Annotated in this window: 19 protein-coding genes and 1 rRNA gene; 13 read left to right on the forward strand and 7 right to left on the reverse strand. The window is 29.9% G+C overall.

The window, feature by feature from the left end; genetic code table 11:
- Positions 1–44 precede the first annotated feature (44 nt).
- The 6 genes from rrf to HF520_RS14425 all read left to right on the forward strand — a co-directional run bounded on the left by rrf (position 45) and on the right by HF520_RS14425 (position 3,498).
- Positions 45–161, forward strand: a 5S ribosomal RNA gene (gene rrf, locus HF520_RS14400).
- 192 nt (positions 162–353) lie between these two features.
- On the forward strand, positions 354–635 hold the full coding sequence (locus HF520_RS14405) for a hypothetical protein (RefSeq protein WP_168574570.1): 282 nt from the start codon (positions 354–356) through the stop codon (positions 633–635).
- Positions 636–824: 189 nt separating this feature from the next.
- Positions 825–1,253, forward strand: a complete 429-nt coding sequence (locus tag HF520_RS14410) for a PTS sugar transporter subunit IIA (RefSeq protein ID WP_168574571.1) — start codon at positions 825–827, stop codon at positions 1,251–1,253.
- A 172-nt stretch (positions 1,254–1,425) separates the two neighbouring features.
- A complete protein-coding gene (agaB, locus tag HF520_RS14415) occupies positions 1,426–1,902 on the forward strand; it encodes a PTS galactosamine transporter subunit IIB (protein ID WP_168574572.1) in 477 nt (158 codons plus the stop codon).
- A gap of 11 nt (positions 1,903–1,913) precedes the next feature.
- The gene (locus HF520_RS14420) at positions 1,914–2,684 is read left to right on the forward strand and encodes a PTS mannose/fructose/sorbose/N-acetylgalactosamine transporter subunit IIC (RefSeq protein ID WP_168574573.1); all 771 of its coding nucleotides are present in this window, start codon (positions 1,914–1,916) and stop codon (positions 2,682–2,684) included.
- Positions 2,674–3,498 (forward strand): PTS system mannose/fructose/sorbose family transporter subunit IID, encoded by an 825-nt coding sequence (locus HF520_RS14425; protein ID WP_168574574.1) that lies wholly within the window; start codon positions 2,674–2,676, stop codon positions 3,496–3,498. The genes HF520_RS14420 and HF520_RS14425 overlap by 11 nt, the downstream gene beginning before the upstream one ends.
- A gap of 114 nt (positions 3,499–3,612) precedes the next feature.
- Here the strand turns inward: HF520_RS14425 and nagA are convergent, their stop codons facing one another.
- A complete protein-coding gene (gene nagA, locus HF520_RS14430) occupies positions 3,613–4,713 on the reverse strand; it encodes an N-acetylglucosamine-6-phosphate deacetylase (RefSeq protein WP_168574575.1) in 1,101 nt (366 codons plus the stop codon).
- Between the two features lie 21 nt (positions 4,714–4,734).
- Complete coding sequence (locus tag HF520_RS14435; protein ID WP_168574576.1) at positions 4,735–5,046, reverse strand: hypothetical protein; 312 nt, start codon at positions 5,044–5,046, stop codon at positions 4,735–4,737.
- Between the two features lie 515 nt (positions 5,047–5,561).
- On the opposite strand from HF520_RS14435, the gene uvrB reads away from it, so the two are divergent.
- The 4 genes from uvrB to hprK all read left to right on the forward strand — a co-directional run bounded on the left by uvrB (position 5,562) and on the right by hprK (position 13,319).
- Positions 5,562–7,532, forward strand: coding sequence for an excinuclease ABC subunit UvrB (uvrB, locus tag HF520_RS14440; protein ID WP_168574577.1), 1,971 nt, complete (start codon positions 5,562–5,564; stop codon positions 7,530–7,532).
- Positions 7,532–10,357 (forward strand): excinuclease ABC subunit UvrA, encoded by a 2,826-nt coding sequence (gene uvrA, locus HF520_RS14445; protein WP_168574578.1) that lies wholly within the window; start codon positions 7,532–7,534, stop codon positions 10,355–10,357. Before uvrB ends, uvrA begins: the two co-directional genes overlap by 1 nt.
- Positions 10,358–10,568: 211 nt before the next feature.
- Positions 10,569–12,380 carry an excinuclease ABC subunit UvrC gene (gene uvrC / locus HF520_RS14450; RefSeq protein ID WP_168574579.1) on the forward strand — a complete coding sequence of 604 codons (1,812 nt, stop codon included), beginning with the start codon at positions 10,569–10,571 and terminating at the stop codon, positions 12,378–12,380.
- Between the two features lie 9 nt (positions 12,381–12,389).
- Complete coding sequence (gene hprK / locus HF520_RS14455; protein ID WP_168574580.1) at positions 12,390–13,319, forward strand: HPr(Ser) kinase/phosphatase; 930 nt, start codon at positions 12,390–12,392, stop codon at positions 13,317–13,319.
- Between the two features lie 77 nt (positions 13,320–13,396).
- On the opposite strand, the gene HF520_RS14460 is transcribed toward hprK, so the two are convergent.
- The 5 genes from HF520_RS14460 to HF520_RS14480 form a co-directional block, all read right to left on the reverse strand.
- Positions 13,397–15,187, reverse strand: a complete 1,791-nt coding sequence (locus tag HF520_RS14460) for an NADH-dependent [FeFe] hydrogenase, group A6 (RefSeq protein WP_168574581.1) — start codon at positions 15,185–15,187, stop codon at positions 13,397–13,399.
- A gap of 20 nt (positions 15,188–15,207) precedes the next feature.
- The gene (locus tag HF520_RS14465; RefSeq protein ID WP_168574582.1) at positions 15,208–17,088 is read right to left on the reverse strand and encodes an NADH-quinone oxidoreductase subunit NuoF; all 1,881 of its coding nucleotides are present in this window, start codon (positions 17,086–17,088) and stop codon (positions 15,208–15,210) included.
- 12 nt (positions 17,089–17,100) lie between these two features.
- Entirely contained in the window at positions 17,101–17,598 is a 498-nt protein-coding gene (locus HF520_RS14470; protein ID WP_168574583.1) for an NADH-quinone oxidoreductase subunit NuoE family protein, read from the reverse strand.
- 323 nt (positions 17,599–17,921) lie between these two features.
- A complete protein-coding gene (cls, locus tag HF520_RS14475) occupies positions 17,922–19,406 on the reverse strand; it encodes a cardiolipin synthase (RefSeq protein WP_168574584.1) in 1,485 nt (494 codons plus the stop codon).
- 160 nt (positions 19,407–19,566) lie between these two features.
- Positions 19,567–20,436 carry a formate/nitrite transporter family protein gene (locus tag HF520_RS14480; RefSeq protein ID WP_168574585.1) on the reverse strand — a complete coding sequence of 290 codons (870 nt, stop codon included), beginning with the start codon at positions 20,434–20,436 and terminating at the stop codon, positions 19,567–19,569.
- Between the two features lie 314 nt (positions 20,437–20,750).
- On the opposite strand from HF520_RS14480, the gene HF520_RS14485 reads away from it, so the two are divergent.
- From HF520_RS14485 to HF520_RS14495, 3 genes are all read left to right on the forward strand, one after another.
- Positions 20,751–21,551 carry a formate/nitrite transporter family protein gene (locus HF520_RS14485; RefSeq protein ID WP_168574586.1) on the forward strand — a complete coding sequence of 267 codons (801 nt, stop codon included), beginning with the start codon at positions 20,751–20,753 and terminating at the stop codon, positions 21,549–21,551.
- Between the two features lie 216 nt (positions 21,552–21,767).
- A complete protein-coding gene (gene murB, locus HF520_RS14490) occupies positions 21,768–22,685 on the forward strand; it encodes a UDP-N-acetylmuramate dehydrogenase (RefSeq protein WP_168574587.1) in 918 nt (305 codons plus the stop codon).
- Between the two features lie 3 nt (positions 22,686–22,688).
- On the forward strand, positions 22,689–23,402 hold the full coding sequence (locus tag HF520_RS14495) for a PHP domain-containing protein (protein ID WP_168574588.1): 714 nt from the start codon (positions 22,689–22,691) through the stop codon (positions 23,400–23,402).
- The last annotated feature ends 3 nt before the right edge of the window (positions 23,403–23,405 follow it).

Consider the following 23,405-nt stretch of genomic DNA (forward strand, 5'->3'; position numbering starts at 1 on the left):
GTATTAACTCTAAATAACTTAATAATAAGTTAATCGAAAGATTATGTGGTTACTATAGCAAAGAGGATACACCTGTTCCCATTCCGAACACAGAAGTTAAGCTCTTTAGCGCTGATGGTACTTGGGGGGCAACCTCCTGGGAGAGTAAGACGTAGCCACGTAATCTTTTTTTATTTAGAAAAAATTAATTAAAATATGTAGTAATATAAAACTTATTTGTAAAAACTTAAAAATAAATATAAATTATTTACTATAATTAAATTGTTTATAGGATATACTTTATTTTCTTTAATAAAAAATGTACATATGGAAAACTTAAAGGTAAGTACATTTTTATTAGAGGAGGTAAACTTATGGATAACATGAGAGAAATGAGGAAAAAACGTCAAGACGGTAAATATGAATTAACATTAGAGATAGGAGATTCAGCTTATTTTGGAACATATGAAGATGTTGATTTAAAATCGGGAGAAGACTTAGTAAGGAATTACTTAAGAACTAACTCTGATGATGCTAGTTTTGATGACATAAAAATAAAATATAATAAAAATAGACATACAGTGAGAGTTACAGCTGAATTAGATTATATTACTGGAGATCATAAAGATTATACTAATAGAAGCAAGCTAATGTAAATTCTAGATAAAAAGAGCGTATTATAAAGTAAATTTACTTTAATACGCTCTTTTTATCTTATGAAAATATTATTTTATATATAAATTGCAAATGAAAAAGTATGTTGCTACAATTATCTTGTAAAACTCATTAAATAACATAAATTCAGAAATGCTTAATATAAGATTTATTAAAATTAGGAGGTATTTATGAACGGTATAATAATAATTGGTCATGGAAATTTTGGCTCAGGTTTAAGTAGTACATTAGAGCTTATTGCAGGTAAACAAGATTTTGTAAAATTTGGAGATTTTACTTCAGATAAATCTCCAGAAGTATTTAAAAATGAAGTAAAGGTAGAGTTAGAAAAGTTAAAAGATAAAAATAAAATATATTTTTTTACAGATGTTGTTGGAGGAACTCCATTTAAGGTGGCTTGTGAACTAAAGCTAGAAGATGATAGAATAGAAGTTTTCTATGGAACTAATATGGCCATGATAATAGAAACGTGTATGAATACACAATTTGGAATAGAATTAGATAATGAATCAATAACTAAAATAGGGAAATCAAATATAGATTCATTTAAATTAGGTAAGAAAAAGCATGAAGAAGAAGTAACTGAAGAAGGAATATAATATAAGATAATAAAATTAGACTTTTAAAGAAAACGTTTACAAAACACAAAAAAGTAATAATAATGAAAAAATACACATATTAATTATTGTATTAGATTTATATAAATCAAGCTAGGTATTCATATAGTAAGATTTATATAAAAGAGAATAATTTTAAAAGGGGGAATTTTAAATGCCAAATATAGTATTAACAAGAATAGATAACAGATTAATCCACGGACAAGTAGCAACGATGTGGACTTCAACTGTAGGAGCAAACTTACTACTAGTTGCTAATGATGCAGTTTCTAATGATGAATTTAGACAGAACTTAATGGATATGGCAGCACCAGCTGCAGCTCAAACTAGATATTTTTCAATAGAAAAAACCATAAATATAATACATAAAGCAAGTCCTTCTCAGATGATAGCGATCATATGTGAGAATCCACAAGATGTTTTAAAATTAGTTGAGGGTGGAGTGCCTATAAAGAAAGTTAATATAGGGAATATGCATATGGCAGAAGGTAAACATCAGATATCAAAAGCTGTATGTGTGGATCAAAGCGATATTGATACATTTAAGAGATTAAAAGACTTAGGAGTAGAATTGGAAATACGCCGTGTTCCATCAGAATCAGCAGAAGATATAAATAAATTATTTGAATAGGGGGAAATGCCATGGATTTAGGTTTTGGTCAAATCGCATTAATACTTATTGTAACAATGATAGCAGCCGTAGACCAATATAGTTTCTTAGAGTCTATTTATAGACCTATAGTAATTGGACCGATAATAGGAGCTATCATGGGAGATTTAAAAACAGGACTTATGATAGGTGCATCATATGAACTTATGATGATAGGGGCAATGCCAGTTGGAGGTGCTCAACCACCAAATCCCGTTATAGGAGGAATAATGGCAACAGTATTTGGCATAAGCTTAAATTTAGATGTTTCAGCAGCATTACCACTTGCAATACCATTTGCTTTACTGGGTCAATACGCAGTTACAGCTTTATTTACAGTAGTATCTCCATTAATGGTTAAGGCTGATAAATATGCACAAGAAAGTAATCCAGCAGGAATAGTAAAATTAAATTATTTAACAATGGGATTACTAGCATTATTATTTGCTTTAATAGTGCTTGCAGGATTAGTTGCAGGTTCTGCAGTAGGAGAGCAATTAACTAGCAAAGTACCAGCTTGGGTATCCACAGGATTATCAGCAGCAGGAAAGATGATGCCAGCTCTAGGATTTGGTATGTTACTAAGAGTAATGTATAGTAAAGAGTTAGCAATGTTCTTATTTGTAGGATTTGTATTTGTTGCATATATGCAATTACCATTATTAGCAGTAGCGCTTATAGGTGTTGCTATAGCTGTATATGACTTCCAAATGAATACAAGAAATATACCAAAAGTAAAGGAGGCTGATACTGATGGCATCTAATACAAAGAGTTATTATGTAGATAAACAAGAAGCTCCAAAGTTAAGTAACAAAGTACTTAATAAAATGGTTTGGAGATCATTATTTTTACAAGCATCATTTAATTACGAAAGAATGCAATCTTGTGGATGGTTATATGGAATATTACCTGGATTAGAAGAAATTCATAAAAATAAAGAAGATTTATCAACATCAATGAGTCACAATTTAGAGTTTTTTAATACACATCCATTCTTAGTAACTTTCGTTATGGGTATAGTATTATCCTTAGAACAAAAGAAAGCTGATGTGCAAACAATAAGATCAATAAGAGTTGCAGCGATGGGACCTTTAGGAGGAATAGGGGACGCTATATTCTGGTTTACGCTACTACCAATAGCTGCAGGGATAGGTTCAAATCTAGCCCTTCAAGGTAGTATATTAGGTCCAATTATATTCTTATTGCTATTTAACGTTGTTCAATTTGGTTTAAGATATTGGCTAATGCATTGGTCATATAAAGTAGGTATAGATGGTATTCAAACTATGACTAAGTTTGCTAAGCAGTTTACTCGTTCTGCTACTATACTTGGATTAATAGTAGTTGGAGCTTTAATAGCTTCTTATGTTGGATTCAACGTAGCTTTAGAAATACCAATAGGTGAAACTAGTGTTGTTATCCAAGAAGTATTAGATGGAATAATGCCTTGCTTATTACCATTATGTGTAACATTCATGATGTATGGATTAGTTAAGAAAAATGTAAGCCCATTATTAAATATAGGATTACTAGTCTTAATAGGACTTGTAGGAGCACGTTTTGGAATATTTGCGTAAATTTATATTGCATTATATAGAGACCAAGATTATTAATAATTGATTTTATAAATCAATAAATCCATGATATTAGTTTAAACTATTACTAGTATCATGGATTTTTTATTTAATTATTTATTTTTCAAAAGCTACTTGCCCACGGCATATAGTCTTGACTACATTATATTCATTATCAAGTATAACTATATCAGCGTCTTTACCAATATCTAGGCTACCCTTTCTAGATAATATACCTAAATCTTTTGCAGGATTAGTACTAGACATTGTAACAGCATCTTCTAGGGAACATCCTGAGAATAACATTACGTTTTTAATACTATTTTCCATAGTATTAACACTCCCAGCTAAAGACCCTGATTCTAATCTTACTTCATTTTTAATTTTTATTACTCTTTGGCCACCTAATTGATAATTTCCATCTTCTAAACCTTTTGCCTCCATAGCATCAGTTATTAAAGTTACTTTATTTGGAGTTTTTATTTTTACTACAGATTTTACAGTATTAGGATGAAGATGTATACCATCAACTATAATTTCAGTATTTAATTCATCAAGAGTAAATCCAGCTGTTACAACACCTGGAGTTCTATGGTGATGAGGGCTTTGACCATTATGGAAATGAGTTACACTACAAAGTCCAAATGCAACTGCATTTTCAACTTCTTCAAATGTAGCAGAACTGTGACCTACAGATGGTATTATATTTTTTTCGCAAAGATATTTTGTAAATTCGAAATTATTATCTAATTCTGGAGCATATGTAACTTTTCTTATGTTTCCTCTAGACTCTTCCTCAAACTTTTTAAAAGACTCTACTGTTGGTTTTAGTATATATTTTTCAGGTTGGGCACCTTTATGATGACAATTTATAAAAGGACCTTCTAAGTGTATACCTAATATTTCAGGTTGACCTATATTATTATGCTTTTCTATATAGTTTGCAATATTATTTAGAGCTTTGTTTATACTATCGATCTCTTGAGTCATTGTAGTTGGTAAAAAAGATGTTACACCTTCTTTAGCTAATGTTTTAACTATATTATCTAATGATTCAAACGTTCCATCCATTGCATCAGTACCATGAGATCCATGAATATGAGTATCTATAAACCCAGGAACTGCAAAATGACCCTTTGGTATTATGACTTCTTCTCCAGTATCAGATATTTTACCATCTTTTATAAATATGCTAGTATTTGTTAGAACTTTTATCATTGAATTATTCCTCCATTAAGATTATTTTTTAGCTGAATTGCAAGTTGTTTTATAAACTATAAATGCTACTAAGCATGCTAAAGTGATTTTTAGACAGGCTATAAATAAGAATAAACGGAGCAACTCCATAAAATTTAACTCATTAAAAGCTAAATAAAATATTGCTATAGAAGAGGCTAAAATTTCTATTATAGAGACTGATTTAAGAGATGTGATTTCAATTTTAGCTAGATGTTCTTCTTCTTGAGTTATTTTTGGATTGGTTATCCTTTTAATATATGTAAATATATTAAAAGCTAAAAATAGAATCAATGCTACTTTTACTATGAGCATTATTATATATTCACCCCTTTTGAATATTCTAATTTAATTAAATTATATCTTATTTTTATACTAATAAAAATATTTAAAATAATTGAATAAATATTTTTATTAGAGTACATAATATATATATAAAACTAAATAAATAAAAATTACTCAATCTCCCCCATTTTTAAAGATCTCTATACACATAGAGATCTTTATTTTTATGGAAATGAAAATTTTTATAACTTATCTTAAAATATGAATACATATATTCTATATATAAATTTAATAAAAAAGAATAAACTTATTTCCTAAATCAAGGAGGATTATCTACAAATGATAATATCCTTGTTTTTTATTTTAAACTATATATTGTTAAAAAATATATTATAAATTTTAACTTACAAGAGAACTATTACGTAGGATTTAAATCAACTAAATTGGGTAAAATATGTAAAAAATGTTCTTTGGTTAGTAGATAATATTTATATTATGATATAATGATACTTATTAGGAACTAGCGTTCGGAAAGGAGTGATATTATGGATTTCAAAATAAAATCAGATTTCAAGCCTACAGGAGATCAACCAGAGGCTATAAAATCAATAGTAACAGCTATAAATAATGATGAAAAATTTTCAACACTATTAGGTGTTACAGGATCGGGAAAAACTTTTACAATGGCGAATATTATTCAAGAAGTTAAAAAGCCAACCTTGATACTTGCCCATAATAAAACTCTAGCAGCTCAGCTTTACAGTGAGTTTAAAGAGTTTTTTCCAGATAATGCGGTTGAATATTTTGTAAGTTACTATGATTATTATCAACCGGAAGCTTATGTTGCTCATAGTGACACATATATTGAGAAGGATGCAAGTATAAATGATGAAATAGATAAATTAAGACACTCAGCTACAGCAGCTATTTTAGAAAGAAGAGATGTAATTATAATATCTTCGGTATCATGTATTTATGGTTTAGGGGATCCAGAAGATTATAGAGAACTTATGGTATCTTTACGACCTGGAATGCAAAAAGATAGGGATGAAATTATAAAGAAATTAATAGAAATACAATATGAAAGAAACGATATAAACTTTACTAGGGGTACTTTTAGAGTTAGGGGAGATATATTAGAAATATTCCCTGCTAGTAATGATGAAAGGGCTATAAGGGTAGAATTCTTTGGTGATGAAATAGATAGAATAACAGAGATAGATTATGTAACAGGTAAGATTGCAGGCGTAAGAAATCATGTAGTTATATTCCCTGCATCTCATTACGTAACAACACCAGAGAGAATAGAAAAAGCAATAGTAGCAATAGAGGATGAACTAAAAGAAAGAGCCGATGAATTTAGAAAAAATGATAAATTAATAGAAGCTCAAAGAATAGAACAAAGAACTAAATATGATATAGAAATGTTGAAAGAAATTGGATTCTGCCAAGGTATAGAAAATTATTCTAGACATATAACAGGTAGAAAACCTGGCGAAAAACCATATACATTAATGGACTTTTTCCCAGATGATTATTTAATGATAGTAGATGAGTCACATGTTACAGTACCTCAAGTTAGAGGTATGTATGGAGGGGATAGATCAAGAAAAACATCTCTTATAGAAAATGGATTTAGACTTCCATCAGCTTATGATAATAGACCTTTAAATTTTGAAGAATTTGAAGAAAATATAAATCAAATACTATTTGTTACAGCAACTCCAGGTCCATATGAATTGGAACATTCTACAACTATTGCAGAACAAATAATAAGGCCTACTGGACTTTTAGATCCGATTATAGAAGTAAGACCAATAGAAAATCAAATAGATAATTTAGTTGGAGAAATTAATTCTGTAATAGAAAAGGGAGAAAGAGTATTAGTTACTACACTAACTAAAAAAATGAGTGAAGATTTAACTAACTACTTAAAAGAAATCGGAATCAAAGTAAAATATCTACACTCTGATATAGATACACTAGAAAGAACGGAAATAATAAGAGATTTAAGATTAGGTAAGTTTGATGTGTTAGTTGGTATAAACTTACTTAGAGAAGGTTTAGATATACCAGAAGTCTCATTGGTAGCAATTTTAGATGCTGACAAAGAAGGTTTCTTACGTTCAGAAACTTCGTTAATACAGACTGTAGGACGTGCAGCTAGAAATGCAGATGGAAAGGTTATAATGTATGCAGACAAAATAACTAGATCTATGCAAGCTACTATTGAAGAAACTAAAAGAAGAAGAGAAATACAATCACTTTATAATAAAGAGCATGGAATTATTCCTAAGACAATACAAAAAAGTATTAGAGATAGCATAGAAGCTACTAAGGTTGCTGATGAAGAGGTTGTTTATGGAATTAAAGATAGTAATAATATAGAAGAAATTAAGAATAATATAGCTACATTACAAGCGGAAATGATGGAAGCAGCGCAAAACTTACAATTTGAGAGAGCTGCAGAGCTTAGAGATAAAATAAAAGAATTAGAAGAAAGGATTAAAGATTAATGGAAGATAAGATCATAATAAAAGGCGCAAAAGAACATAATCTAAAAAATGTTAATTTGGAACTTCCGAGAAATAAGTTTATAGTTTTCACAGGACTATCAGGTTCAGGTAAATCTTCTTTAGCTTTTGATACTATTTATGCAGAAGGTCAAAGAAGATATGTGGAAAGTTTATCAGCATATGCAAGACAATTTTTAGGTCAAATGGAAAAACCTAATGTTGAATATATAGAAGGTTTATCACCTGCAATATCAATAGATCAAAAAACAACATCTAAAAACCCACGTTCAACAGTAGGTACTGTTACTGAAATATATGATTATTTAAGATTATTATTTGCAAGAGTTGGGGAAGTACATTGTCCTACATGTGGAGAAAAAATAAGTCAAATGACTATTCAAGAAATAGTAGATAAGGTATTGGAATTACCTGAAAGAACTAAATTACAAATATTGTCGCCAGTAGTTAGAGGCCAAAAAGGAACTCATAAAAAGGTTATAGATAATATAAAAAAGGAAGGATTCGTAAGAATTAGAGTAGATGGAGAAAATTACGAAGTTACTGATGAATTTGAATTAAACAAAAATCAAAAACATAATATAGAAGTTGTTGTAGATAGAATAATTGTTAAAGATGGAATAGAGTCTAGATTAGCAGATTCAATAGAAACCGCTGTAAAGCTATCTGATGGACTTGTTATAGCTCAAATTATAGATGGAGAAGAAATTCTTTACTCTACTAAATTTGCTTGTCCAGAGCATGGAATAGGAATAGAGGAACTATCACCAAGAATGTTCTCATTTAATGCTCCTTTTGGTGCTTGTACAGTATGTAATGGTTTAGGAGAAAGTAAAGAGGTTGATCCAGAACTAGTTATACCTAATAAAGAATTATCTATAAAGCAAGGTGCAATTGCTGCATGGGGATCTGTAAGTACGAGCGATGATACTTACTATAGCAAGATGGTGCAAAGCTTGGCAGCACATTTTAATGTATCATTAGATACACCTTTTAAGGATTTACCAGAAGATTTCGTACAAGAATTACTTTATGGTGAAAATAATATAATGGTAGAATTTATATTTGAGTCAAAGTTTGGAGGAAGAAGAGAATATAAAGCTCCATTTGAGGGTGTTATAGTAAACTTAGAAAGAAGATATAGGGAAACTAATTCTGAATATTCTAGAGAAAAAATAGAAGAATTTATGGCAGAAAGACCTTGTCCAAAATGTAAAGGTTCAAGACTTAGAAAAGAGGTTTTATCTGTATTAGTTGATAATAAAAACATAATGGATGTAACTGATTTATCAGTTAATGAACTTATAGACTTTATATCAAATATAAAGTTAAGTGAAAAGCAAGAATTTATAGCTCATGAAATACTAAAAGAAATAAAAGGAAGGGCTTCATTCTTAAAAGATGTAGGTTTAGATTATTTAAACTTATCTAGAAAAGCAGGAACACTATCAGGAGGAGAAGCGCAACGTATAAGACTTGCAACTCAAATTGGTTCTGCTTTAGTGGGAGTTCTATATGTACTAGATGAACCTAGTATAGGTTTACATCAAAGAGATAATGATAAGTTAATAGCGACGCTAAGACATTTAACAGACTTAGGAAATACTCTTATAGTTGTAGAACATGATGAAGATACCATGAGAGAAGCTGACTATATAGTAGATATAGGTCCAGGAGCAGGTATTCATGGGGGTGAAATTGTAGGCGAGGGAACTCTTGATGAAATTTTAGCAAATGAAAATTCGATAACAGGACAATATTTAAGTGGTAAGAAGCAAATAGTAATTCCTGAAAAAACTAGAGAAGGTAATGGAAGTTTTATAGAGGTTGTAAAAGCTAGTGAAAACAATCTTAAAAATATAAGTGTAAAATTCCCTCTAGGAAAATTTATATGTGTAACAGGAGTTTCTGGATCAGGGAAAAGTACTTTAATTAATGATATTTTATATACAGGTATAGCATCAAAAGTTAATAGACTTAGAGCAAGACCTGGTAAACATAAGGAAATAAAAGGAATTGAAAATATAGATAAAGTAATAAATATAGACCAAAGTCCTATAGGAAGGACTCCAAGATCAAACCCAGCAACTTATACAGGTGTATTTGATCAAATAAGAGATTTATTTGCTGCAACTAATGAAGCTAAAGCTAGAGGATATAAAAAAGGTAGGTTTAGTTTCAATGTAAAAGGTGGTAGATGTGAAGCTTGTAAAGGTGATGGTATAATAAAAATAGAAATGCATTTCTTACCAGATGTTTATGTACCATGTGAAGTATGTAAAGGTGAAAGATATAATAGAGAGACTTTACAGGTAAAATATAAAGATAAAACAATAGCTGACGTACTTGATATGAATGTTGAAGAAGCTCTAGAATTCTTTGAAAATATACCTAATATAAAAAGAAAACTTGAAACATTAATGGATGTTGGACTTTCTTATATAAAATTAGGACAGCCATCAACTCAATTATCTGGTGGTGAAGCTCAAAGAATAAAGTTAGCTACAGAGTTAAGCAAAAGACCTACAGGAAAAACTATATATATACTAGATGAGCCTACTACAGGTCTTCATATGGCAGATGTAGATAAGCTTATAGATGTATTACAAAGATTAGCAGATACAGGAAATACTATAGTTGTAATAGAACATAACTTAGATGTTATAAAAACTTGTGACTATATAATAGACTTAGGCCCAGAAGGTGGAGATAAAGGTGGAACTATAGTGGCACAGGGAACTCCAAGAGATGTTTCTAATGTAGAAGGATCTTATACAGGAAAGTTCTTAAAAAGATATTTCAAGTAAGTTATTAATTCGCATCATATACTAAGAAATAAAGTTGTTTATTAAAATAAATTATTAAAAAATACCTCCTATTTGAATTATGCTAAGAAAATTAGTAATTTAGAATATGGAGGTATTTTTATTCTATGTTAAACCTTGGTGATAACTGTAAGAGAAATTTTAAGTTTTTAGGGTATAATTTTAATATAAATTCAAATCTGGAGGGAATAATTTGTTTGATATACAAGAGCAGTTAAAGAAGCTTCCAGCACAGCCTGGAGTATATTTAATGAAAGATAAATTTAATAACATAATCTATGTAGGAAAGGCAATATCATTAAAAAATAGAGTAAGACAATATTTTCAATCATCCAAAAATCATTCTTCAAAAGTTAAATCAATGGTAAAAAATATAGAAAGCTTTGAATATATCATAACAGATTCAGAGTTAGAGGCACTTATACTTGAGTGTAATCTTATAAAGCAATATAGACCTAAGTATAATGTCTTATTGAGAGATGATAAAACTTATCCGTATATAAAAGTAACTACGAATGAAGATTATCCAAGAGTATTAAAGGTAAGGAAGGTATTAAAAGATAAAGCGAAATATTTTGGTCCATATACGAATCTAACAGCAGTAAATGATACTTTGGAAATAATAAGAAATACCTACCCAATAAGAACTTGTAATATAGATATAGATAAAGCTATAAAAAATAAAGTTAGACCTTGTTTAAATATGCATATAAAAAAATGCGTGGGACCTTGTACAGGCAATATTTCTAAAGAAGAATATAATAAAATGATAGAAGAGATAATAATGTTTCTATCAGGGAAAGAAGAGAATTTAATAGAAATATTAAAAGAAAAAATGAATAAATGTGCAATGGATTTTAATTTTGAAGATGCAGCGATTTATAGAGATAAAATAAGAAGTTTAGAAGAAATGATGCAAAAACAAAAAATAGATGCAACAACATCAGATCTAAATCAAGATGTAATTGCTATGGCAAGAGCTCATGATGAAGCTTGTGTTCAAGTATTCTTTGTGCGAAATGGTAAGATAGTAGGTAGAGAACATTTTATTCTAGTTGGAGTAATGGATAGCACTAGAGAATCAATACTTGGTTCATTTGTAAAACAATTTTATATGGAGCAAGAGTATATTCCAAGAGAGTTAATAATTGAAGATGAAATTGAGGATAGCTTTATATTAGAAGAATGGTTATCTGCGAAAAAAGGATCAAAAGTAACTATAAGAATACCGCAAAAAGGTGAGAAAAAGAGTTTAGTAGATATGGTAAGAAAAAATGCCACAGAATATCTAGAAAAATTCTCTGAGTTAAATAAAAGGAAATATGAAAAGAGTACAGGTGCACTAGAACAACTTAAAGAATTACTAAACTTAGATGAAATACCAATAAGAATTGAATCGTTTGATATATCTAATATACAAGGTGTTGACTCTATAGGTTCTATGGTTGTATTTACAAATGGAAAGAAAGATAAAAAAGAGTATAGAAGATATAAGATAAAAACTGTTATAGGCCCAAATGATTATGATTCTATGGCAGAAATAGTAGAAAGAAGATTAAAGTATGGAGATTTACCAAACTTAATTTTATTAGATGGCGGAAAAGGTCAAGTTAGCGCAGTTCAAAAAGTACTTGATAGATATGGTTTAGAAATACCACTATGGGGAATGTATAAAGACGATAAACATAGAACTAAGGGATTAATTTCCCAGGAAAAGGAGATAGAACTAGATAAAACTAGTAATTTGTATAGATTTGTAGCTAGTATTCAAGAGGAAGTTCATAACTTTGCCATCACATACCATAGAAGCTTGAGAAATAAATCTTTGACAAAGTCAGTCCTAGATGATATACAAGGTATAGGGGAAAAAAGAAAGAAAGCTTTATTAGCTTATTTCAAAGATATAGATGCTATAAAGAAAGCTAGTGTTGAAGAGTTAGCTCAAGTAGAGGGAATGAATAAAGCATCAGCAGAAAGTGTATATAATTTTTTTAGAAAGGGATAGTAAAATAATATGGAATACTTAGATAGGGTGTCAATAAAAGATATAATAAAAGATTTAAAGTTAGATATTGTATATATGCCAGAAGGAAAGGAATATTATGTTACTTCTCAAGATTTAAATAGAACTGGATTACAGTTTGCTGGATATTTCGAGTATTTTGCATATGAAAGATTACAGATAGTAGGTAAGGCTGAGTATAATTATTTTAGCAATATGGATGCAGCAAGAAGAGAAGAAGTATTAGATAAATTTTTTTCTTATGAGATACCAGCATTAATAGTTTCTAGAGACTTAAAAGTTAAGCCTGATGTTATAGAAAAAGCAAAGCAATATGATAGAGTAATCCTAAGCTCGAGAAGAAATACAACGAGAATTATGAATTCATTATCAAATTATTTAGATAATAAATTAGCTCCACATACTACAATACATGGAGTTTTAGTTGATGTATATGGTATAGGAGTATTAATAAAAGGAGAAAGTAGTATAGGAAAATCAGAGACTGCATTAGAACTTATACAGAGAGGGCATAGATTAGTAGCAGATGATGCTGTAGAAATTAGAAAATTAGATGATAGTTTTCTAGTAGGTCAATCTCCTGAGTTACTAAGACATTTCTTAGAAATAAGAGGTATAGGTATAATCGATGTAAGAAGCTTATACGGAGTAGGAGCAGTTAAAAATTCTAAAAAAATTGATTTAGTAATACATCTAGAAGGATGGGATGAAAATAAATATTATGATAGACTAGGATTAGATAAGGAATATGAAAAAATCCTAGATGAAAAAGTAGAAAGATTAGTAGTTCCAGTAAAACCAGGAAGAAATACAGCTATGATAATAGAAGTTGCAGCAATGAACTTCCGCCAAAAAGGAATGGGATATGATGCGGCTCAAGAGTTTACAAAGAAGCTATCAGATTTGATAGAGAAGAAATAGATTATCAATTTAAATAGCATAAAATCAAAAGACTAAGTATATATTTACTTAGTCTTTTTGATTTTATAACAATACTTTTATTCAGCAGCTCCATCTGTAGCTAATTCAGGTTCAGATATTTCTTCTCCATAAACATTACTTCTATCAAAATAATGAGTATGTAAGTATTTATGTGCGAGATGGCCATTTGGCTCACCTAAGAAATCAGCATATAGTTTTTGCACATCTGGATTCTCATGAGATTTACGAAGTGGTTTATTAGTATCTATTTCATATAATCCAGCACTTCTAGCTTTAACTTTAGCATAATCTCCTCCATGGAATGGTTGCCCACCACCAGCTACACATCCACCAGGACAGGCCATTATTTCGATTATATGATATTTAGATTTACCAGCTCTTAGATCATCCATCAGAACCCTAGCATTACCTAAACTACTTGCAGCAGCAACATTAACAATAGTTCCACCGACATCTATGCTGGCTTCTTTGATTCCTTCCATACCTCTTACTGAAGTAAAGTCTATATTTTCTAATGTTTCATTAGTGATTACTTCATATGCAGTACGAAGAGCAGCTTCTAGAACACCACCAGTAGCACCAAATATATCAGCAGCACCAGTAGAGTATCCTAGAGGACTATCGAAATCAGTTTCTTCTAAATTAGCTAAATCAATACCAGCCTCTTTTATCATTCTAGCTAACTCTCTAACTGTTAAAGATAAATCAGTATCTATGATTCTATCTTGACTTAATTCTTCTCTTGCTACTTCATATTTTTTTGCAACACAAGGCATTATAGATATAATAGTAACCTCATCTGGTTTTTTATTTAAAAATTTTTCAGCAAAGTAATATCTAGCTATTGGAGAGAACATACTTTGAGGAGATCTACAAGTTGATAAATGAGGTATTAAATCTGGGTATTCAATTTCTACAAAGTTAACCCAAGCAGGACAACAACTTGTCAGTATAGGAAGATTTTTATTTTCTTTTAATCTGCTTATGAATTCAGTTCCTTCCTCCATTATAGTTAAGTCTGCAGCAAAGTTAGTATCAAACACATAATCAAATCCTAGTAATTTTAAAGCAGTAACTAACTTACCTGTAGATATAGAACCTGGTTCTAAATCAAATTCTTCACTTATACCAACCCTTACAGCAGGGGCTATTTGTACCATTACAGGTTTTTCTTTTTGAGATAAAGCAGCCCAAGCTTCAGATGTATTATCTTTTTCCATTAGAGCTCCAGTAGGACAGACGCTTATACACTGACCACAGAAAGTACATTCAGTATCAGCAAGATTTACATCGAAGAATGTTCCTACTTTAGTATGGAAACCACGATTAATCCCAGAAAGGACACCTACCGTTTGTACTTCGTTACACATAGTTTCACATCTTCTACATAATATACATTTATCATGATCTCTAACTATAGACTTGGAAGATGTATCAGTCGGAGCAGTAGACTGCTCACCTTTAAATCTTACTTTTCTTATACCTAATTCAGCAGCTATATTTTGTAATTCACATTTACCGTTTTTAGAACAAGATAAGCAATCTTGTGGATGGTCTGATAATAGCAACTCAACAACATTTTTACGGAATCTTAATGCTTCAGGAGTATTAGTATTAACCACCATACCTTCTTTAACATTTGTACCACAAGCAGGAACTAAGCCTCTTCCAGCACTAACCATACATACACGACAAGATGCACATTGGTTAATCATATTTATTTCGTCCATATGAAGATGACATAAATTAGGTATATTAATATTTACTTGCTTTGCAGCATCAAGGATTTTAGTACCAGCAGGAACTGAAACCGATTTGCCATTTATAGTTAAATTAACTAAATTCATTGATATCCCCCCTAAACTTATTACCTAGTGATTATAGCGTTAAACTTACAGTTATCTATACAAGTACCACATTTTAAACACTTTTCAGTATCTATAACGTGTTGTTCTTTCTTATTACCAGTTATACAATTAGCAGGACAAGCTCTAGCGCATCTAGTACACCCTTTACAAGCATCTGTTATAAAATACTCTAACATAGCAGTACATTTACCAGATGGACACTTGTGGTCTCTAACGTGAGCTAAATACTCATCATAGAAATATTCAAGAGTACTTAAAACTGGGTTAGGAGCACATTTACCTAATCCACATAAAGATGTAGCTTTAATAGTAGTAGCTAAGTCTTTTAAGTCAACAAGATCTTCTTCAGTACCTTTACCTTCAGTTATCTTAGTAAGTAGTTCTAATAATCTCTTATTACCTATACGACATGGAGTACACTTACCACAAGATTCTTCAACAGTAAATTCAAGGAAGAATTTAGCTATGTTAACCATACAGTCAGAATCATCAAGAACAAGCATACCACCAGAACCCATCATAGAGCCTATAGAACCTAATGATTTAAAGTCTATAGGAGTATCTAAGTTTTTAGAAGATATACATCCACCAGATGGTCCACCAGTTTGAACAGCTTTGAATTCTCTTCCGTTAGGTATACCTCCACCTATTTCATAAACTATTTCTCTTAAAGTAGTTCCCATAGGTACTTCAACAAGACCAACATTATTTACCTTTCCACCAAGTGCAAAAACTTTAGTACCAGGAGAATCTTCAGTTCCATAATTATTGAACCAAGATGCACCTTTGTTTATGATAGCTGGTATATTTGCAAAAGTTTCAACGTTATTTAAACAAGTAGGAGCGTTCCATAGTCCACGTTTAGATGAACTAAATGTTTTCACCCTAGGTTCACCACGTTTACCTTCTATAGAGTGAATTAGAGCGGTACCTTCACCGCATACAAATGCTCCAGCACCATATTTTAATTCTATATTAAAGTTAAAGCCAGTTCCCATTATATTTTCACCAAGAAGGCCAGATTCTTCAGCTTGAGCTATAGCAACTTTTAATCTTTCTATAGCAAGAGGATATTCAGCTCTTATATATATGTAACCAGTATCAGCGCCAACAGAATAACCACATATAGCCATAGCTTCTAAAATACTATGAGGATCACCTTCAAGGACAGATCTATCCATGAATGCACCAGGATCACCTTCATCAGCATTACAGACTACATATTTATTTCCTGGAGGAGTATTGGCTGTAGACTCCCATTTTACCCCAGTAGGGAAACCAGCTCCACCTCTACCTCTTAAACCAGAGTTTTTTATTTCAGATATAACCTCATCTGGTTTCATTTCAGTTAGACACTTTCCAAGAGCAACATAACCATCGTTGCCTATGTATTCATTTATATTTTCTGGATTTATATGACCACAGTTTCTTAGAGCAATACGGCATTGTTTTTTATAGAATGACATTTCATCATGTCTTTCAACTTTTTTATGATCTAAATCTGGTTCTTCAAATAATAATCTTTCCACTATTCTATGGTTAAGAATATGTTCTTGAATAATTTCTTTAGCATCTTCAGGCTTAACTTGAACGTAGAAAACGTTATCCGGATAGACCTTAACTATAGGTCCTTTTGCACAGAAACCAAAACATCCAGTTAACTGAACTTCAGCATAATTAGAAAGACCAGCTTTTTTTATTTCAGCTTTTAAATTTTCTATTATTTCCATACTATCAGAAGAAGAGCAACCAGTACCTCCGCAAACTAGTATATCTCTTTTAACTAAATTATCCTTTGTAAAATGTTCTCTTAATTGAAGAGATGGCTTAAATTCACGAACTGCATTTTTTAATTCATCAAATGACTTTATTCTACTCATTTTTATCCCCCCTTAACAACTTAACTCTAGTTCTCTATAGTGATTTATTATTTCACTAACTTTATCAGGTGTAACTTGGCCATAAACTTTACCATTAACAACAACCACTGGAGCAAGACCACATGCACCAACACATCTTAGCCCTTCTAGAGTAAATTTAAGGTCCTTAGTAGTTTCGCCAGCTTTAATACCTAACTGCTTTTCAAATTCAGCCATTATTTTATCTGAACCTTTAACAAAGCATACAGTACCTAAGCAAACACTTATTTTATACTCGCCAATTGGTTCAGTAGTAAAGTAAGAGTAGAAACTTACAACACCATAAACTTTAGATGGAGAAACATTTAATTTATTGGCTATATGAATTTGAACTTCTTTTGGGAGGTATCCAAAAATTCCTTGAGCGGTGTGTAAAACTTGGATTAAAGCCCCTTTTTTAGATGGAAGAGAGTCAATAAAGCTATCTAGCTCTTCAAACAAATTCTTGTTGCGAGAAACAAAATCGCACATAAAAATCCTCCTTTTCAATTTGAAAGTTATTATATATAAAATAATTAACTAGCTATTTGAGAATAAATAACTTAATTAATATCAAAAAATATGGGATACAAACAAAGCTGATTAGTTTTAAGAATTGCTAAGATGAGTTAGTTTTTTTGATTTTATAATAAACTATATTTTATATTATAGTATAAAAAAGAGTGCAGTAGTTAATAAAAGATTAAGTATACAATAATAATTTGGATTAAGTAATTAAAATACTATATATTGTTAAAATAAGAAATACTCTTAAATGCATTGAACATAAAAATGCTTTAAGAGTATTTCTTACTTTATAGTAAAGGTGATAGAAGTCTAGAAATAGATTCTTTTATTTTAATAGATCTAGGTCTAGAATTATACGAATCTATGGTAATTTCGTTAGAATTAGTTATATCATTTTCAAAAATAGTTCTTTGTTTTTTAGAAACTTCTTCAGAGTAAATAAATGCATTTACTTCAAAGTTTAGCTCAAAGCTTCTAATATCCATATTTGCTGTACCTATAGAACAAATTTTATCATCTATAACTATTGTTTTAGCATGCAAGAAGGCATCATCACCATAAGTGTAAACTTTAGCTCCGAATTTAAGTAGTTCTCCAGCATAAGAACAAGATGCCCAGTAAACAAATGGGTGATCTGGTTTGGAAGGAATCATTATTCTTACATCAACACCAGATAAACAAGCTATTTTTAATGAGTCAATAAGAGTTCTATCTAAAATAAGATAAGGACTTTGGATATAGATATACTTTCTAGCCTTTTGAATCATTTTAATATATCCATATTTGATTTCATCTAATTCTGTAATGTCTGGACCACTAGAAACTATTTGTATTCCTATATTATTTGACGATTTATTAAAACTGATATTTGGGGTCTGACATTCATCGAAATATTTGGCTAAATCTAAATTTTCTTTTGTTGTATATCTCCAATCCAAAATAAATCTAATATTAAGATCTACAACACAATCACCAGTAAGTTTTAAATGGGTATCTCTCCACTCACCAAACCTAGGATTCTTTCCTAAATACTCATCTCCAACATTATTTCCTCCAACAAAGGCAACATTACCATCAATAACAACTATTTTACGATGATTTCTATAATTTAAGTTGAAATTAACTATCTTAAGTAGTGAAGGGAAGAATGATCCTGTTTTAACACCATTTTTCTTCAACTTAACTAATGTTTTTTCTGAAAGCAAACGACTACCTACAGCATCGTATAATAGCCTAACTTCAACACCACTTTTAGCTTTTTCAATAAGAATATCAATTATTTTATTACCTATATCATCATCTTTAAATATATAAAACTGAATATTTATATACTGTTGAGCATTTTTTAATTCTTCTAAAAGAGAATCGAAAAAGTCTATAGATTTATCATATATATCTACACTATTATTATTAGTATAATGAGCATTATTTGAATTAGTAAGAGCATCTATCATATCTATATTATCTTTTAAGTTTTGGTCAATCATAGAGGAATATTTTAGTCTATCCTTGGATTGACTTATACTTGCTTTAATTATTTTATCTTCTTGTTCTTTTATTTTAAACATGTTATTCTTAGCAATTCCCCTACCGAATAGCATGAAGATAACAATTCCTACAGCGGGTAAAGTAGTAAGTACAGCAGTCCAAGCTACAATAGTTTCTATACTTCTTTTTTCTCTAAATATAAGATTCAATATAATTGCAAAGTTAATTATATATATAGATGTAGCAGCTATTTCATAAGCAGATTCTTGTAAAAATGATAACAATAAAGCACCTCCAAATTTAACAATATATTAGTATATTATATAAAATAAATTGATAATAAAAAAGTATAAATTATCATATAGTATATATAAAAAGAGATTGAACTATCTTTATGTAGAACAATCTCTTTTTATATATAAATATTTTCGATAAATTATACTATTAAGCTGCTTTTTTTTCAGAAGCAGAATTATTATTTTCTTTAATGAATAAGAAGTAGTATACACCAGCTACAAATATAGCTCCACCTAATATGTTACCTATTGTAACAGGAATTAAGTTGTTCATGAATATGCTTGGTATATCTAACTTAGCAGCTTCTTCTGCAGTTTTATGAGCAGCTTCTAAGTACATTGGATTAGATTTAACAAATAATCCAGCAAAGAAGTAAGCCATATTTGCAACGCAGTGTTCAAATCCAGTACATACGAATAAGAATATACCGAAGAATCCAGTTAAAACTTTTCCAGTTATATCTTTAGCACCGTAAGTCATCCAAACTGTAGCACAAACTAACCAGTTACATAATATACCAGATGCTATAGCAGCACCCCAACTAAATCCTAATTTACCAATAGCATTTTTTACTATTACACCACCATATAAACCATTACTCCAGTCAAATACACCAGATAAGCTAACTAACCAAGCTACTAACATACCGCCAAGTAAGTTACCAATCCAAACTATAGCCCAGTTTTTAAAAGCTTGTCCCCAAGTAACTCTTTTCTTTAAAGCAGCTAAAGTTATAAGTATATTACCTGTAAATAAATCCGCACCAGCTACTAAAACAAATATTAAACCAGCTGGGAACATAAGACCAGCTAATGCTTTACCTAATCCGTAAGTTTCAGGATTTGCTAATAAATTGTAAGCAGCACCTATTGAACCTAGAGCACCGAATGCTATATACGCTCCTGCAAGGAAAGCAGATGCTAAAACTTTCTTAGTAGGTGTAGTTGCTTTCTTAACACCAGCTTCAATCGTGTATTGAGCTATTTCAGCTGGAGCTAACATCATTTTTTGTGACATTATAATTCCTCCTCAGATTTTTATAAAAATTATTATAAATTTCAAAATAAAATATGCCTTAATTTATGCTTTAATTTAGACAGCTTTAATATTATACAATAAAACTAAAGCTTTGTATACATTAAACAGTGTATTATTAATGTTATAATTCTGGAAATATTTTTAGAATATTTTAGTGTTATATGTGCATAAAAAGCTATCAATGTGGATTTAAAAATAATGTATACATATATATATTTACCATATATAACCATAAGTGATGATATAATAAGCTTGTAGTATAAAATACAAGCTAATATAAAGGGGGGAATTTTATGGACAAAAAATTCTTAACACCCGGGGAAATAGCTAAAGCAACTATAAATGCAGGAATTAAAAAGGCAAATCTATCAACAAAGTCATGCATTATATTAGGAATTCTAGCAGGTTTTTTCATAGGGTTAGGTGGTTTAGCAAACATAATAATTAGTCAAACCATTGGAGGAATTGATGTAGGTTTAGCAAAGTTTTTAGGTGCAATGGTATTTCCAGTTGGACTTATGCTAGTTGTAGTTTGTGGAGCAGAACTTTTTACAGGTAATAATCTAATGACATTAGCAGTTATGGATAAAAAAATACATTTAGGAGAAATGTTTAGAAATTGGGGTATAGTATGGTGTGCTAATCTTATTGGATCATTACTATTGGTTTTACTAGTTTACTACTCTAATACATTAAATGGAGAAGCAATTGCTAAAGCGATTGCAGTAGCAGAAGTAAAAGCGACTATGCCTTTATTAGATGCATTTTTAAAAGGTATACTTTGTAATATAGTTGTTGTGTTAGCTGTATGGTTTGCTACAGCGGCTCAAGATGTTATATCTAAAATTTTTGCATGTTGGTTCCCAATAATGTTGTTTGTATTATGTGGATTTGAGCATAGTGTTGCAAATATGTTTTTTATACCAATGGGAATGATTTTAGGTGGAGATGTATCAGTATCTAATCTTATAATAAGTATAATTACAGTAACATTAGGAAATATAGCAGGTGGAGCTTTAGTAATACCAGCAATGTATTATAATTGTTACATTAAAGAAGAGGATACTAAAATAGTTACTAACATATCTAAATAGAAATATAAGGCAGTCTCTTTATAGAGATATGCCTTTTTTTATGATTAGAGATATAAAATGCTATTAAAGGCAAGATATAAGGGATTTCCAATTAATTTTACTTATTTAATATATATTGTTATTTTTTTTTTAATACATTATTATATTAGATATATAAAATTAATATAGTTAAATATATAAATAATGAATAAATATTATAAACTAGGAGGAAATATAATGAATAAGCAATATATATACGAAAGTTTATTAAATATAATAGATGATAAAAATAATATAAAAATTGATGAACCTATGAATAAACATATATCATTTAAAGTTGGAGGTCCAGCTGATATATTAGTTAAACCAAGCTCAGAAGAAGAGTTAAGTGGGATTCTTAAATTAATAAAAGAAGAAAATATTCCATACTTAGTAATAGGAAACGGATCAAACCTTCTAGTTAAAGATGGAGGAATAAGAGGTATTGTTATTGAAATCTCAGATAATTTCAATAACTTTGATATAGATGGTAATTTAATTAATATACAATCAGGAGCATTACTTTCTGTTGTAGGTAAAGCAGCTTTAAGAGCAGAGTTAAAAGGGTTTGAATTTGCAGCTGGAATACCAGGTACATTAGGTGGTGCTTTAGCAATGAATGCTGGAGCATACGGTGGAGAAATGAAACATATAGTCAAATCTGTTAGACTTATGGATACAGATGGTAGTATACATGAATTTTCTAATGAAGATATGCAATTCGAATATAGAAAAAGTATATTAACAAGAGAGCCTTATATAGTACTATCTGCAGTTATAGAATTAGAAAATGGAAATTATAATGAGATAAAAGAAACTATGGCAGACTTTACTCAAAGAAGAGTTACAAAACAGCCATTAAGTTTGCCAAGTGCAGGAAGTACATTTAAAAGACCACCAGGAAATTTTGCAGGAAAGCTAATAGAAGATAGTGGATTAAGAGGTCTTACTTTAAGAGGGGCTCAAGTATCTGAAAAACACTGTGGTTTTGTAGTTAATTTAGGAAATGCAAAAGCTAAAGATATTCTAGATTTAATGTATGTTGTAAAAAGTACAGTAAATGCAAAGTATGGAATAATGTTAGAGGAAGAAGTAAAAATACTTGGAGAGGATTAATAAATGCAAATACTAGCAGATTATCATACTCATACAATCTATAGTCATGGAAAAGGAACTATAGAAGATAATGTAAAAGTTGCTATATCAAAAGGAATTAAAACTATAGGTATATCCGATCATGGATATAAGCATATGGCTTATGGAGTTAAAATAAAAGATATAGCTAAGATGAGAGAAGAAATTGACAAATTAAATGAAAAGTATAAGGAAATAAATATACTTTTAGGTATGGAATGTAACATATTAGATGAAAAAGGGAACATAGATTTAAATGATAAATTCTCTTCTTATTTAGATTATATAATGGCAGGATATCACTTTGGATCTACACCTAGAAGTATAAGAAGTTTAATTAATCATTGTGACAACTATATAGCTAAGAGTGAAAGGGCTAAAGAGCATAATACAAATGCAATAATCAATGCTATGAAAAATAACGATATATTCATTATAACTCACCCTGGAGATAAGGGAGATGTTTATATAGAGGATATTGCTAAAGTAGCAAAAAATACAGATACACGATTAGAAATTAATAGTAGTCATGGATTTTTAAATGTAAAACAAATAAAAGAAATTAAACATATTGGAAATAAATTTATTATAGGTTCCGATGCTCATATACCTCAAAATGTAGGTAATTTTAAGTTAGCAATGAATATTATAAATGAATCTAAAATAGATGTAACACTTATTGAAAATATTATATTATAGTTG

Source organism: Romboutsia sp. CE17 (assembly GCF_012317385.1).
Taxonomy (GTDB): Bacteria; Bacillota; Clostridia; order Peptostreptococcales; family Peptostreptococcaceae; genus Romboutsia_E.